11 protein-coding genes are annotated in these 15,317 nt (G+C 45.8%); 6 read left to right on the top strand and 5 right to left on the bottom strand.

The annotated features are described in order from the left end of the window. Nucleotides 1-14 precede the first annotated feature (14 nt). A complete protein-coding gene (locus tag VCHENC03_RS17570; RefSeq protein ID WP_005435260.1) occupies nucleotides 15-1,028 on the bottom strand; it encodes a DUF2955 domain-containing protein in 1,014 nt (337 codons plus the stop codon). Next, nucleotides 1,018-2,139, bottom strand: a complete 1,122-nt coding sequence (locus tag VCHENC03_RS17575) for an HlyD family secretion protein (RefSeq protein WP_009705360.1) — start codon at nucleotides 2,137-2,139, stop codon at nucleotides 1,018-1,020. Before VCHENC03_RS17575 ends, VCHENC03_RS17570 begins: the two co-directional genes overlap by 11 nt. A 160-nt stretch (nucleotides 2,140-2,299) precedes the next feature. Between VCHENC03_RS17575 and VCHENC03_RS17580 the strand changes: the two genes are divergently transcribed. Both VCHENC03_RS17580 and VCHENC03_RS17585 read left to right on the top strand, forming a co-directional pair. Then, a complete protein-coding gene (locus tag VCHENC03_RS17580) occupies nucleotides 2,300-3,313 on the top strand; it encodes a helix-turn-helix domain-containing protein (protein ID WP_009705359.1) in 1,014 nt (337 codons plus the stop codon). Between the two features lie 541 nt (nucleotides 3,314-3,854). After that, nucleotides 3,855-5,117, top strand: a complete 1,263-nt coding sequence (locus VCHENC03_RS17585) for a hydroxymethylglutaryl-CoA reductase (RefSeq protein WP_009705357.1) — start codon at nucleotides 3,855-3,857, stop codon at nucleotides 5,115-5,117. Between the two features lie 124 nt (nucleotides 5,118-5,241). Here the strand turns inward: VCHENC03_RS17585 and VCHENC03_RS17590 are convergent, their stop codons facing one another. Beyond that, nucleotides 5,242-7,710 carry a hypothetical protein gene (locus tag VCHENC03_RS17590; RefSeq protein WP_009705356.1) on the bottom strand — a complete coding sequence of 823 codons (2,469 nt, stop codon included), beginning with the start codon at nucleotides 7,708-7,710 and terminating at the stop codon, nucleotides 5,242-5,244. Nucleotides 7,711-8,288: 578 nt separating this feature from the next. On the opposite strand from VCHENC03_RS17590, the gene VCHENC03_RS17595 reads away from it, so the two are divergent. Together VCHENC03_RS17595 and VCHENC03_RS17600 are read left to right on the top strand one after the other, a co-directional pair. Continuing rightward, nucleotides 8,289-9,851, top strand: coding sequence for a DUF1800 domain-containing protein (locus tag VCHENC03_RS17595; RefSeq protein ID WP_032802388.1), 1,563 nt, complete (start codon nucleotides 8,289-8,291; stop codon nucleotides 9,849-9,851). A gap of 9 nt (nucleotides 9,852-9,860) precedes the next feature. Beyond that, nucleotides 9,861-11,186 carry a DUF1501 domain-containing protein gene (locus VCHENC03_RS17600; RefSeq protein WP_009705354.1) on the top strand — a complete coding sequence of 442 codons (1,326 nt, stop codon included), beginning with the start codon at nucleotides 9,861-9,863 and terminating at the stop codon, nucleotides 11,184-11,186. A gap of 84 nt (nucleotides 11,187-11,270) precedes the next feature. On the opposite strand, the gene VCHENC03_RS17605 is transcribed toward VCHENC03_RS17600, so the two are convergent. Next, a complete protein-coding gene (locus VCHENC03_RS17605) occupies nucleotides 11,271-12,368 on the bottom strand; it encodes a ketoacyl-ACP synthase III (protein ID WP_009705353.1) in 1,098 nt (365 codons plus the stop codon). Between the two features lie 165 nt (nucleotides 12,369-12,533). On the opposite strand from VCHENC03_RS17605, the gene trxC reads away from it, so the two are divergent. Both trxC and VCHENC03_RS17615 read left to right on the top strand, forming a co-directional pair. Then, a complete protein-coding gene (gene trxC, locus VCHENC03_RS17610; protein ID WP_005443913.1) occupies nucleotides 12,534-12,968 on the top strand; it encodes a thioredoxin TrxC in 435 nt (144 codons plus the stop codon). Between the two features lie 176 nt (nucleotides 12,969-13,144). Continuing rightward, nucleotides 13,145-14,305 carry an MFS transporter gene (locus VCHENC03_RS17615; protein WP_009705352.1) on the top strand — a complete coding sequence of 387 codons (1,161 nt, stop codon included), beginning with the start codon at nucleotides 13,145-13,147 and terminating at the stop codon, nucleotides 14,303-14,305. Nucleotides 14,306-14,416: 111 nt separating this feature from the next. On the opposite strand, the gene VCHENC03_RS17620 is transcribed toward VCHENC03_RS17615, so the two are convergent. Then, nucleotides 14,417-15,316, bottom strand: a complete 900-nt coding sequence (locus VCHENC03_RS17620; protein ID WP_009705351.1) for a helix-turn-helix transcriptional regulator — start codon at nucleotides 15,314-15,316, stop codon at nucleotides 14,417-14,419. Nucleotide 15,317 lies beyond the last annotated feature (1 nt).

The following is a 15,317-nucleotide window of genomic DNA, read 5'->3' as shown; positions in this document are numbered from 1 at the left end:
CTGTAAGTTAAGTGTTATGTTTGCAAAAACTTCCATTGTCGGGTTTCCAGAAAGAGTGAGGCGACAATCATGTATGTCCCAACCATCACCAACTGGAAGATTCGGATAAATGTGTTGCTGTCGATGTCGCCAGAGCTCATCAACGTACTGCCGATCAGAACAAGTAGCGTACTGAATGCAGTGGCGAACACCGGCGCCTTCTCTGGCACTGTGTATATCTTGGTTCCTATCACTACAGCCAACAAAGCGATGAAGGCGGTGTAAAACCAAATGTTCGGAACAATCGCGAGGATAGAAAACGCGAGGATGGCGAGTACACCACCGATTCCGTTACTGATGATCAAGAACGCGCTCAATTTGACGGACTTCTCTGAAGTAATCATCAAAGACAACAGCGCAACGAACATCATGGTGAGCAAAGCTTCTGAGATTTGAAAAACAAAGAAGAAGCACACCAAGGGAAAGGAAATCAACATTGCTCTGAATGCTGCATTCCAACGTTGTTTTTTGCTTATTGGCGGCTCTGCGTAACCTTCAAATTTACTTTCAGGTTCCGGTAGATAAATGTGCATCAGGGTGTAAATGAATACCGCCACCGCCCCTGATGTTGCCAAGCCACCTGCGAGATAAATTGACATTGCTGGGTTGCCTATCGCCATAAATGGCAACATAAGCACCGCTATCATCAATATCGTCGCAAATAAATTCCACTTAGGGTCTGTAAACAGGTAGTAACCCCATATCATCATTAACCCAACGGCCAATAACAGAATGATTGGGAATTGCGTAATGCCACCCGATAACAGCAACCCTAGCCCCATTGTCGCAATCATTGCCAAAAGCAACTCATACACGGTTTCTTTGTGGGCTTTGGGTTTGTCCACGAGAAACTTCGCGGTGAACACTGGCGCGACAAACGCCAGTGACCAATTCAACCAAGCCGCAAGAAATACCGCCAGCGCGACACCAAAAGTAAAACGTAATATCCGGCGTTGCGTGGCGTTATCAATGCTCACGTTATCGGACATAAGACAATACACTCAGTAGACGAATCCAAAGTTTGCCAACCGCGTTAAAGATAAAGTTATCGCTGCTGTAGACAATCACATCTGCTTGTCCACCAACACGAAGCATTCCGCTCGTTTCACTGCGGTCAAACTCGATTGCAATCGGAAGCATTTGCGTTTGACGTAACCAACCAGTTTGTTGATTAGCTTGCGCGAGCTTACCAGCTTGTTGGTTTTGTCCCCAATCCACACCCCAGTCGATGCTGCTGACTTTACCTTTGATGACCTTACCTGGAGCGAAATCCAATGCGATTTCCACCTCATCACCAACGCTCACGTTGCCTAGACTGTTTTCTCGGAAATAAGCCTCAATCCAAATGTCTTCTGTCGATACAAACGTCATGATTGGCTGACCTACTGAAGCATAGAAACCTTCGGTCAAGCTGAAGTTTGAAACACCACCTTGAGTTGGCGCTCGAATCACAGTACGTTCTAGATTCAGTTGAGCTTGCTCAAGTGCCAGCAATGCTGCTTTGACTTGGCTGTTTTCTTCACCTTCTGCGCCAAGTTGTTGTTTCGCTTTTTCAAGATCCGCTTCTGCATTTAACACGTTCGCTCTTGCGGTTGCCAATGCCGCTCTTGCTTTATCAGCGTCTGATTTCGACACCACACCTTTCTCTGCCATCGCAAGAATTCGATTGCCTTGAGCTTCGGTGTTCTGACGTTCTACTATCGCGGAAGTCAATCGCGCTTGAGCGGAAGCAATAGAAGCGGTTTGCGCTCCCACGTTTTGGCCAGCGATCTCTAAATTCTCTTCCGCTTGTTTTACTGCTATCTCGTAATCAGACTTGTCCAAAATAGCCAGCTCATCACCTTCTTCCACCAGTTGGTTCGGGCGAACTCTAATATCTAGAACGTTACCGGAGACCTGAGGTTTAATCGGAACGATGTAGCCTTTTACTCGCGCATTATCGGTTACTGGGATAATCCGATCTGCCACAATACTGAACCCGAGCATGACGACAATAAACAAAATGAGATAGTTAGTGACCTTCTTCACCTTGTCGTTTTTACTTGCCTCGTTATTATCCGCCACTTCCGTTGGCTGTTTTTGTTTTTCGTTCTCGGACATGTTTTCCCCTTGCCATTGAATAGATTGAACATTTTAAGAATATACCGTCCTGCTCAACCTTCAATTAAATGAATAATAAATAGCGAGCTATATCTAAAACCGTGCGTTATGCGCTAAGATTGGTTGAAGGTCACTTGGGCATACATGGAGTATTCGCTTGATGCCAAATCAAACATTTCATTTACCCGTTATTCAGACTAACTATGCTCGTATTCTGGTCGAGGTCTTTGCTGACTATGGCTTGGACAAGCATAAGCTACTTAGTGACGCTGGCTTACCTGCGGACTTATTCCAAACCGAGAGCGACTACATTCCGTCTGAATCGATAAAACGTTTAATTCATCTCACTTCTTCTCAACTTGGCGTCACGAAATTCACCGACTTATTGGTGTTAGTCTTTCGTCGCCGCGTTATACCCAATGTCTTGCATCAGTTTGTACCATTTAAAACCATCGGCGATTCAATGCAGCACATTGATGAAATCTTCAGTTTAGACTCACCTGGCAGTAACGTTTCTTTCGAAACCCATCATAGCCACGCCTGGTTCTGTCGATATTCGGAACAGAAAGACACGCAAATCGCTAACTGGTCTGAAGCATTTGCTGTGATTTACATCATTGAGCTCATTAGCATTTTGACCAAAGCCGCTTGGTATCCAAGCAAGGTACGCCTGCAAGGCAGTAACAGCGATATCGTAAAAAGTGTTGTTCCTAGCCAGTGCCAGATATTTGTGGGTCAAGAGAAGACCGGTGTTTACATTCCCGCGGACATTCTTAACGTACCAATCCAAATATCGGACTCACAGTTAGGCGCTGAACCGAGTCAGATCCAGTGGCATACAAGTTTTACCGATAGCGTGTTTGAACTCCTGCGCCCTTATGTGCGAGAGCGTAATTTGTCGATAGAAGAAGCGGCTCAGTTGCTGAGCTATTCTGTTCGAACCTTTCAAAGAAAGTTAAAGAATGAAGGCACTTCTTTTCGGCATATTAAAGAGTCATTGATGTTCTCTGTTTCTTGCGAATTGATGGAAGAAGGACACTCTCTCACTTATATATCCAATCAACTTGGCTACACCAGTATTTCGCACTTTTCGCGCGCCTTTAAAAGAGTGTCCGGGTTATCTCCTAAAGTGTATAAACAGTCTATTGCGCTGAACGCATCCAGCACTTCGTGACGTTATACTGCTCAGTCCATTTGAGGCTTGGAACTTGGTAATTGTTTGAGCTTGGCTTGCATCAGTGTTGCGAGGTCTATTTCATCACACAACACTTCTACGTCCTGAACTCGAAAGTAAACAATCATACATTACCCTCAATTGAAAACGTGGTGCTATTATGCCGTGGCGCAAACCAAGTTATTTACCATTTTACGCCACACAACCACATTCCAATCTCATTATTTGAAGTCTCAAATTAGAGTAGTTCGCCCACTTTGCACAATTTTTACAATAAGAAGAAATTCGGTGGTTTGTTCATTGCGTTTTACTTCTCAGTCCCGCTTCCATATTGGTTTTTGGCGAATTTTCAATAACATACTGCATTGATCAGCCAGAATGTCGTTTTTGTCAGCCAATGGATAACGCTCTATCTATTGGTCAAGCCGAATGTTCATCAGTTTGAAGCTGAGCAGCCTTTTGTTGCAAAACGTATACGCGGGATTGTAATCACGTTTTGTATCACTACAATTCCAAACCAAATGAATAAAGAAACGTTTGTATGCCGAAATTAAATTTAGACAGCGCAAGGAATAGCTCTGCACTCTCTGATAATGAAACCTGCGAAAAAGTACAATCGGCATTAGAACCGAAATACCACAAGCCAGAAAAGAAACTTTGCCTCAGTGCGGGTCTGACGGAAAAGCACATTGAACGCCGTTGGAAAATACTCGAATCGATGACGGACAAAGATCTTCTTCTGGATCCTTTCACACAATCGCATTACGACCAATACGCCAACAACATTGAACACTTTATTGGTACCGTTAACGTCCCTGTCGGTGTTGCTGGACCTCTACGTATTAACGGCTTGTTCGCGAATGACGACTACCTAGTACCACTCGCAACAACAGAAGCCGCTCTCGTTGCCTCTTATAACCGCGGCGCGAACTTGATTACCGCAGTTGGTGGCGCAAGTACGCTTTTGATCAGCGAAGGCGTCAGTCGTACTCCAGTGTTTGGTTTCCAATCACTTGCAGAAGCAGCGCAGTTCGTATGTTGGGTGGTGACTCAATACGATATCTTCCGTAAAGAAGCAGAATCCACCACCACGCACGGCAAGCTTAAAGACATCAACGTCAACATTGAGGGTAATCATGTTTACTTGGTGTTTGAATACGTGACGGGCGACGCGTCTGGCCAAAACATGGTGACCATCGCGACACACAAAGTCTTCCATTACATTCTTGAACACAGCCCGGTAGCACCGGTTGATGCTTATCTTGACGGTAACTTGTCTGGTGATAAAAAAGCCAACGCCCACACTTTACGCTCTGTGCGCGGTAAAAAAGTCTCAGCTGAAGTGACGATTCCTGCAGCTTTGGTCGAGAAATACCTGCACACCACACCAGAGGCGATGGTGAAGTTTGGCAAAATGAATACTGTAGGTGGATTGCTAAGCGGCACTATCGGTATCAATGCGCACTACGCCAATGCCCTCACCGCTCTGTACATCGCCTGCGGGCAAGATGCAGCGTGCGTTGCAGAATCTGCGGTTGGTATTACTAGAATGGATGTGGATTCTCACGGCGACCTGTATACGTCAGTCACTTTACCAAACATTATGGTTGGCACCGTTGGTGGTGGTACTGGCTTACCAACGCAAAAAGCGTGTTTGGACATACTTGGCTTGCACGGCAATGGCAAAGCAAAAGCGTTAGCAGAAGTCGCTGCTGGCCTCTGCTTGGCTGGTGAGCTTTCCATTGTTGGCGCATTCTGTGCCGATCATTTTTCTAGAGCACATCATAAGCTTGCGAGAAAATAAGCTATTGAGCCTAATTCGTTAAAACAAAAAGCCGCGCACTCGTGTTAATGCAATGAGTGAGCGGCTTTTTAGTTTAAGCTCTTGTGCTTATTTCGTTATTGATGCTGCAAGCACCTTCGCTTTTTTACTCTGGTTGCGGTGGTATGTATAAATCCACAGTATCGACAAAATACGTACTCCACATTTCGTTCATACTTGTATCTGAGTACTCGTCAAAGATAATAACTGCAGCGCCATATTCACCTTTGAAGTAAGGCGCAATCAAACGGACAAAATCGTCTCCTTTGCTTAACCTTAAGTATCCTTCTGAAGTGATACTCCAATCCCACCCGAGGTTTTCAGTATTGCCTTCGGCTTTCCAAGTCTCGCGATCCGCCATACCACCTTCATAGATGTCCCAGAAACGAACTTCGACTCCGTTTCCTTTGCGTCTCGTCAGTCTTGAATCGACAACGTCATCCTCCGTTAATGGTTGAAGTCCGCCACAGTTTGTCAGCTCTGTCGCGAACAACTCGGCATTGACTGATTCACCAGTCGCATTGACCTCGCAGTAATCGTAACCCTCACTGCGGCTCACGCCACGGATAGACTCACCAATGACTCGCAACCAGATCGCTTGTTCAGACAGTCCCTCTTCGAGCCAACCGTCGACCAGTTCATCTAAGTCTTCAATATAAGGACCGACGTACTCAGGATAACCTGTGTAATTGTCGTTGATCAGAGTACTGTATTTTTGTCCACCATCATTAAAGGTGTAGTCATACCCTTCAATTGCAAAGTGTTGCCATTCAACATGAGTACGAATATCTGTCTCTGACCAATAGGTTTTCACTTCGTCCCAACGGTTGAACATCATACCATCGCCATTCTCATCAACTTTCTTGACCGCGTTAGCTTCATCGAGAATATATTTGCCACCCACACTCGTTTCGATTTTCTGACCGTCGTCGTTGACACCCTTGGTATAGGTATATTCTTCCCAATAATTGACTTGGTATTCGAAGCTAACTGAACCATCCCAGTTCCAAACTGGGGCTGCTTTCGTGTATGACTCGGAGCCATCGGCATTATTCATACTTGTTGTCGTTTCATTAACTGAACCGTCTGCATCCCAATCATGCTTGATGACTTCTTTGTTACCACCATCCACATAGTCCCATCGTTCACGAACTTGCGCATAGGTGGCCGCTTCTAGAGGAACTGCAGCATCTAGGTCGTACTCTTTAAAGTCACGAGATTCGTAATCATAATCTGCCGTTGTTTCTTCTATCTCAACCATGGTTTGAAGTAAGTCCACACCAGACATATCGCCGGCCATAACCGCTTCTGCAAACAAATTCACCGTGCTGTAACTTAACTCGCGTTCTGGGTCATCCGTAGTGACGCTGTCACCGCCAGAATCGGCAGGGTTGGATTCATCAACGTAACGGGTAAATTCCCACTGACCGCGGGTCACCCCCTCATCTGCGACACCAACATCATATACATGGCTGGTAAAATCAAACTCGCCATCGAAGTTCAAGTCTGCTTTAAACGTTATCTTGGCCGTGAAAGTACCGTCATCGAGGTTCTGCACCGCTTCTTCTGTGAACGTACTGAACACCTTTTTTAAGCCGGCTCGTTCATAATACTCTGTAGCCGTGGCTTGATAGGTCAACGTGTTCGCGGTTTCATCGACGATCTCCGTTTCACTGCCCTCTACCGTGAAGTCCAATGAGATATCCATGTTGTCCGGCGTGCCATAGTAGCTGTCTGTATACGAGTAATGGGTAACCTTACCATCCGGGTATTCATCCTCTAGCTCTTCGGCAACTCGCTCATCCGATACACGCTCGTCGACTTTGCTTTCGGCTAATTCGAGGATTTCGCCTGTGTCGCCTTCAGCGATAAAATCACCCATCAAACGGTCTTTAAGTTCTTCATCGGTCAAGGTGCTGTCTTCGAGCTCTTCTTTTAACTCGTCGACTGCATCGTCAATTGCTTGGTTCACTAGGCTTCCAAGCGAAACAAGCAGCGCTGCGATTTCCTCATCACTCAACTCATCCAGGTTTTGATCTTCCAGAACGGCGCTTACTCGAGACGTCAGCTCTTCATGAACTTGGGTAGTAAAAGGGTTTATGACCTGACCATCGAGTTCACCGTCTTCAAGATCATCAAAGTCGGCTTGTGTTAAAGGTGGCATCCCAAGAACAATGGCGTGTCCATCTTCAGCATCTTCAAAGACTTTCTCTGCTTCATTGGCAGCAATTTTCTGCTCTAACTCTTCCATCGTGGTTGGGGGTTCAGTCCCCACATCGACAGAGTCGTTTGTTAACTGAGCCAAAATTGGCACACCCAATAAGGTGTCCTTTTGTGCTTCTGAAATTTGAAATGAATATGTACCATCAAGGCCAGTGTTTGCCTGAGGTTCATCGGTGTCTGGCTCACCATCTCTATCTATGTCCAACCAGACTAAGGCGTTATAGATGTACCCATCCACGACGGTACCATTAAGTGTGTACGTTTGACTGGCGCTCTCATCATTGTCATCACTGCCACACGCAGCGACCGTAGATGCAATAACAACAGCGAGCATAGTTTTGCGAGCTTCCATGTGTGCTCTCCTATCCAACATTTATGGTGCAGCTATTACCTCTCCTCTTTACTAGCTGCGGATTGAATTGTGTCGAACTTATCGACCCGGTAAATGTTAGCTATTGATCGCATTTATTTGTGCAATTTATGTACAATCGTGAGCTTATTCACGCTTTATGCAACTTAATTAATAAATCGATCAGTAAAGTAATCACTCTGGCATGTTTTTTTAGATCTAACTTCTTTAAAGGCTCACTTCAACCAAACTAAGTGATATATCAACAAGCCCACCATTGAGTGTTCGAATGATAAAAACAGGCAAAACATGAAAGCCTGCTTAAAAATTTCATAATTAATTTGAAGTTTAACAAGGCAATTTTGGTGCTTATCTATCAGTTATTTATCAAACCAAACGTGAGCCTACGTTTTTCAATCCAGATTATTTTCTGAGAAATCATACTTTGTTAGTGAATTTTCCCGTCTATACTCCGCTCTGCAGCTGCTTGATTTTGTTACTTTATTTTACAGCTCACTATGAGCTTCATTTTACTCCCGTTAAATGGATTTAAGTCGTTCCTTTGGGTAAGCGAGTTAACTATGAGACGTCAGAAACAGAATGAGATTTCTTGTTGGGTGCTAGGTTTTGTTGCCATGCTGTTGTTTTTTGTAGGACCAGTATCGGCCGACGAAGACGACCCAGATCTACCAACTGCACGCTTTCTATATCAAACTACATTTGGTCCCACTCCTGCTTTGATCGACCAAATAAACCAAACCAATTACGAGGAATGGATTACAGAACAAATACTTCTCCCTCCTACTTATCACAGTGATCTTTACTTCACGCCTTTTAGTAAAGGGGCACAAGCAAACCGAGAAAACGCTTGGTATCAAATCGTCCTCACTTCGGAAGATCAACTCAGACAAAGAATGGCCTTTGCTCTTAGCCAAGTGCTCGTCGTATCCCGATATGGCGGCCTACTAGGTAGCAAGCCGGAAAGTCTGGTCAATTATTATGACTTGCTGGTCGAAAATGCCTTTGGCAACTATCGTGACTTGTTGCTAAAAACCGCTATGCACCCTGCCATGGGAAACTATTTGTCAATGATGGGAAGCGCAAAAGCAAACGCGGCGACAGGTGCACTGCCAGATGAAAACTTTGCTCGTGAATTGATGCAACTGTTCACCATCGGTTTGTATCAATTGAACTTAGACGGTAGCGTCAAATACGATTTAGAAACAGGGCATGCGCTCGCGACCTACACACAAACAGACATACAAGAACTCGCACGCGCGCTGACGGGTTGGAACAAGTCAGACACCGCGTTTGTTAAGCCTATGCGCGTGATTAAAAACCGTCACGATACTGGCGAAAAACACGTACTCGGTAGCAAGATCCCTGCGGGATTGACCGCCGAAGAGGAATTGGAACGTGTCATTGATATTTTGATGAGTCACGACAATATCGGGCCGTTTGTCTCTAAACTGCTCATCCAACGCTTTGTGACCTCTAATCCAACACCAGAATACATTGCCAGAGTTGCAACCGTCTTCAATAACAATGGCAATGATGTAAAGGGCGATTTGAATGCTGTCATCCGAGCGATCTTGCTTGATGATGAGGCTCGCGGGAAAACATCCATTCGCCCAATAAAAGTAAAAGAGCCAATCTTGGTGCTCACCAATTTCCATCGCGCGGCGGGCTTTACACTCGACGCTGCCCGATACGATGGCGCTGTATCGGTGATGAACATCGCCAATCAAGGACCACTGCGGTCACCCTCTGTGTTTAACTTCTATTCACCCGATTATCAGCCTTCAGCCGACTTTGTGTTTACCGGAATGGTTTCGCCTGAGTACGAACTATTGGATTGGTCGGTATATACAGAGTTGGTTAACTTCATGCTTTACAGCGTACGCAAAGGTTCTGGCTCGACTTACTCATTGGATATGACTGAGTTGTACGAGTTGCTTGATGATCATGAGGCATTGGTTGAGGCCATCGATGTGCGTTTCTTTGCGGGCACGGCTTCTCCGCAGCTAAAACAAATCATGCACAACGCACTCAACAAATACCAAACCAACTATGTTCCCACCACCAAACTTGCCTTAGTGATTTTCACCGCGATTTCTGGCGGCGAATTCTACATTCAAAATTAGGAGCGACTTATGAAACTTTCACGACGCAATTTTATGAAAAGTACGGCTTCTTTGGGTGCTATGGCTTCCGTGGGTTTACCAGGTTATGCAATGGCTTCACAAACCAATGATTTTCGTGCGCTTATCTGTGTGTATTTGTCTGGCGGTAATGATGCTATTAATACATTCCTGCCCTTGTCCGACTTCCATTACGACCAATACGCCAACGTGAGAGGCAAACTCTCTGTTGCCAAAAACAGCATCATACCTATTGGGCTAAATGCCACAGACAACCAAGGCAATACGGTACCCTTGGGTATGCATCCAAAGTTAGCTCGGCTGGCTGAGATGTTCGATAACGGTGATGCCACTGTCGTGCTTAACAGTGGTGTCCTTGAGCAACCCATGACGAAACAGATGATTGAATCTGGTGAGGTTGCTTTGCCTGATCAGCTCTTTTCTCACAACTCGCAAAGCAACACCTTAATGCGCGGCGGCATGAACACGTTCACAAACCTAGGTTGGGCAGGAAGAATGCTTGACGTCATGAGCTCACACTCAGAGATTACGCCTCTGTACAGTGTTCATGGTGATTCCTTGTGGTTACGCTCACTTGAACACCGACAAACCGTGCTTAAGAAAGACCGAGCTGTTCAGCTGAGCGCGATTGGCAACCCACTTTACAAAGAGGTCTATGACCAACTCTTGGCGACTTCTCCTAATAATCCATTCAGTGGCCACTTTAATCTAATGGTTGATGAGTCTATGACCATGAGTGGCGTGTTGGCTGAACAACTGCACAATGTAGAGGATGCACCGCTGTTTTCCTCTACAACGCTCGGCAAGCAAATGCAGACGGTCTACAAATTAATTGCGAGCCAAAGCCACTTGAATCAACAGCAACAAGTGTTCTTCGTTAAACATACTGGTTATGACGTTCATGATTCGCAACTGTCGAAACACCCTGCGTTGTTGGGAGACTTGGCGACAAACCTATTTGCCATGTATCGAGCAATCGATGCACTTGGAATGCGTGACAATGTCACTACATTTACCATGTCTGACTTTGGCCGCCGCATGACAAACAACGGTAACGGTACCGACCACGGTTGGGGCGGACATCAGTTTATTATGGGTGGCGCGGTTAACGGGTCGAAGCCAATTGGAACATGGCCTGAATTGGTATTGGATGGTGAAGATGATTACTCGAAAGGACGTTTGATTCCGAAAATCGGTACTGATCAAGTGGGCGCAACGCTCGCACAATGGATGGGCATTACCGATGGCGCAGCGTTGGATTACGTGTTCCCCAACATCCGAAACTTCTCTTCATCAAATCTCGGTTTTATGTCTTAATACCTACCGGATAGGCATAAAAAAGGGAGCGTTATGCTCCCTTTCGCTTATTACTTATTTTGACCAGTTAGCCGCTAGCGCTAGTTATGCGTCTTCACCACGTGGGCGTTCATTACAAAGCTTGATAGCACGCTCTAGTAGCTCAAGTGCAGACTTGTCACTCTCAGGTAGCGCAGCGTCACTTTCAGCAATTGGCGTTACGCGGTCACCCCACTTCAACACAGCTGCACCCCATGTTAGACCAGCACCGAACGCTGCTAACAACATGTTGTCGCCTGGCTTAACACGACCTTGTTCTAGCGCTTCACACAATGCGATTGGCACCGTCGCTGCCGAAGTGTTGCCGTAGTTTTGGATGTTCACAAACGCTTTTTCTTGCGGGATACCAGAAAGGTCACACAACGTTTGGATGATACGAATGTTTGCTTGGTGCGGGATTACCACGTCGATTTGATCTGTGGTTAGTTCTGAAGCTTTCAGAACCGTTTTCGCCGCTAGACCCATGCCTTTTACGGCGCGTTTGAAGATCTCTTGACCTACAAAGTTGAAGTCCCAGTAACCGTTGTCTTCCGCAAAGCGATCCATGCATGTACCAAACTTAGGTACGGAGAGGATGTCGCGCCCTTTTGCATCACAACCAATTTGCGATTGCAGTAGACCAGTTTCTTGCTCTGTACGAGTCAGAACAACGGCCCCAGCACCATCGCCGAACAGTACAGCAGTATCGCGCATTGCCCAGTCGATGTAGAAAGAAAGACGTTCAGCACCAATAATGATTGCGTTTCGGTAGTTGCCCGATTGAATCAAACGTGTGCCTGTTTCTAGGCCGTATACGAAGCCAGTACATGCCGCGTTTAAATCGAATGCAGCAGCAGAGCGAATACCAAGGTTTTGCTGAACCTTAGAAGCAATGTTTGGGATAAGAGAATCAGGAGAGCATGTCGCAACAATGATTAGGTCGATGTCACTCGCTTCTACACCTGCACGAGCCATCGCGTGTTGCGCGGCTACCGTTGCCATGTCAGACGTGTTTACGTGGCTGATGCGACGGTTTTCAATACCAGTACGGGTGCGAATCCATTCATCTGAAGTTTCAAGGAAAGTGCTAAGGTCATCGTTAGAGAGCGTGGCTGGTGGAAGACATTTTCCCCAACCGGTAATTTCAGCGTAGTAATTTGTCATCGCAGACCTATTTATTGTTGTATTTTAATGAAATTTCTTAGAACCTGTTCGGGTCCAAATACAGACTTGCCGTCTTATAATTCGGCAGGCTAAAAAATAAGTATACAAATTATGAGGCTGACTGGTAAGTCATGTTTTCATCAAGTTGTCATAAAGGAAGAAGTCATGTCATCGTTTAAAACTCGTTGCCCGTCTTGTGGCGGTTTAAATCGTGTCCCTAATGAGCGAGTTGCAGAAGCTGCAAGTTGCGGTAAATGCAAAAACGCCCTGTTTGATGGCGCACCGATAGAAGGCACTGTCGATAACTTCTCGGCGCTGCTAGAAAGTAACACGCCAGTTGTGGTGGATTTTTGGGCACCATGGTGCAATCCATGTGTTGGTTTTGCGCCGGTTTTCTCGGATGTGGCACAAGAACAGACCGGAAACGCTCGTTTTGTCAAGATTGATACCGAAGCGCAACAGCAGCTTGCCGCTCAATTTGGTATTCGTAGCATCCCAACCATTATGGTTTTCAAGAATGGCCAGCGCGTGGATATGATCAACGGCGCCCTACCGAAGACTCAATTCGATCAGTGGTTAAATCAAGCACTTAGCAAATAAATCCTTCCGCCAGCCTCGCTTACAGGCTGGCGTTTTTATGCAGCTTTCCCCCATAGAATTTCGATAAATTTCTTTTGTCGAAACGACTCAAATATATCGTTTTACTTGCCTATTAATTAGCCTCATATTCGCGCCGAATAACCCCTGATTTTTACTTAACTTATAGGCGCAAAACATTGGAAAACACAGCCATTCCTGCAGCATCACCACGAGTCACAGTTCCTGTCGTAGCACTGTCTCTTTATGCAGTGGCGTCAGGCTATTTGATGAGCTTGATCCCTCTTATGCTTGGTGAATACAACATCTCTGCTGATTACGCGAGTTGGTTGGCGAGTGTGTTCTATGGCGGTCTATTGATCGGCGCAATGTTCTTTGAACGTATTGTTCGCAACGTTGGTCACCGTAAAGCGTTTGTAGGTAGCTTAGCTGCATTCTCACTAACGATCATCGTACTGCCTATTATCCCTAACGGCATGGTATGGCTTGTCGCACGTTTTATCGCAGGTATTGCGGTCGCTGGCGTATTTGTCATTGTTGAATCATGGCTAATGTCTGGTGATGAAGCATCACGTGCTAAACGCTTGAGCCTGTACATGCTGTCACTATACGGTGGTTCTGCACTAGGTCAGTTTGGTATTGGTATCCTTGGTGTGAGCGGCGGTGTTCCTTTTATTGCCATCACAACACTGATCTTAATGGCGATGCTAGTGCTGCTGTTCATCGATTGTGAACAACCAAACAGCCATGAATCGACTGCACTGTCGTTTAAACAGATTTCTAAACTAAGCCACGCTGCGATCATTGGTTGTGTAGTGTCTGGTCTTACTTTAGGGGCGATTTACGGTTTGATGCCTGTTGAGCTTGCAAACCGCAAAATCAGCCACCAAGACATTGGCACTCTAATGGCGCTAGTGATCCTAGGCGGCATGCTGGTTCAACCTATGGTGACAACCTTAAACAAGTACATGGCGCGTACAGTGCTAATGGCGTTCTTCTGTATCCTTGGTATTTTCTCTATCGGTCTGACCTTCGTTTCTTCGTCAGCGGTAGTATTGGCAGCGGCACTGTTCCTATTGGGCATGGCGACATTCGCACTATACCCAATTGCGATTAACCTGGGTTGTGAAGGTTTGGATGAGCGTTTTATTGTTTCTGCAACGCAAGTCATGCTGTTCAGCTACAGCGTTGGCTCGGTAGCAGGTCCGGTGGTTGCTGATAAGTTCATGGGTCAAATGCACGGCTTGTTGGGCTACTTGTTCGCAGCATTGCTTGCTACATGCATCTACATGCTAATCGCAGCGACCAAGTCAAAACATCAAATGGCTGCGGGTTTGTAATTCAAGCCTTTCCAAAAAGACAAACAAAAACGAGGGTCAATGCCCTCGTTTTTTTGTTTCTGAATTCTCTACTTTATCGATCATTAGGTGATCATTAGAAATCAAAACGACTCATTGGTTTTGATTCTCCAGTAGCCTCTTGCGATAACGTGTTGGCGAAGTGCCGTAGAACTTTTTAAATCGATGAGTGAAGTTGTAAGGATCGCGATAACCCAATCGGTTGGCAATCATAGCGACTGACCAAGCTGGATACTGCAATAAGTCTGCGGCCTTGTGCATACGAAGCTCAATTAACTTGCTTCGCGGACTCATATTGAAAAGCTGTTTAGATAAACGATTGAACTGCTCTTCACTGATAAAACACTGCTTGGCCATTTCGGCAATGGTCCACGGCAAGTGTAACTGACCTTCCACTTCGTTAAAGAGTGTTTGAACGCGCGATAGCGAAGTACTGATTGGGGTTTCAACACTTTTTACCAATCGCTGCACTTCACTGATCAACAGCTGACGAAACCCCGTTCGTCCCCCAATTTCGTTGTAGAGTAAGGTCATCAATGACCATACCTGCTCAGAGCCCCTAAACGGCACCACGGTTTGCCCCAAGTCGGAGAGATGCTGCCAAGCCTCGGTATTTTGTGGCAGAAGCCAAACCATCTTCCAGAGTCCTTTGCTTGGATTCATTTCAAATCGAAAACACGTATCTACGGGCAAAATAGTCAGCGTATAAGGCTCAATTTCTTTAACGAAATCCGGTGTAATCAAAACACCGCCACCTTCAATGGTAAACAGCAAGGTATGAACGCCCACTTTGTCTCGCTCGACATGGTAACCATCGCGCAGTTCAGCAAGCCCCGCCATAAAGATATCTGCTCGTTTCCATTCAGGGATTTCAGTTAGGGTCAGGAATCGTTCTTTACATGCTGGTGCTAAATGTACATCGTCATGCCACTCTGTTTTGATGGCAAATTGTTCGATGACGGATTTGCACAGGTTTTGTGGTTTTTCGCACATG

Source organism: Vibrio sp. HENC-03, from assembly GCF_000305755.2.
In the GTDB taxonomy this organism is placed as follows: domain Bacteria; phylum Pseudomonadota; class Gammaproteobacteria; order Enterobacterales; family Vibrionaceae; genus Vibrio; species Vibrio owensii.
The sequence above is the reverse complement of the archived record's forward strand: the minus strand, read 5'-3'. Positions and strand labels throughout refer to the sequence as shown.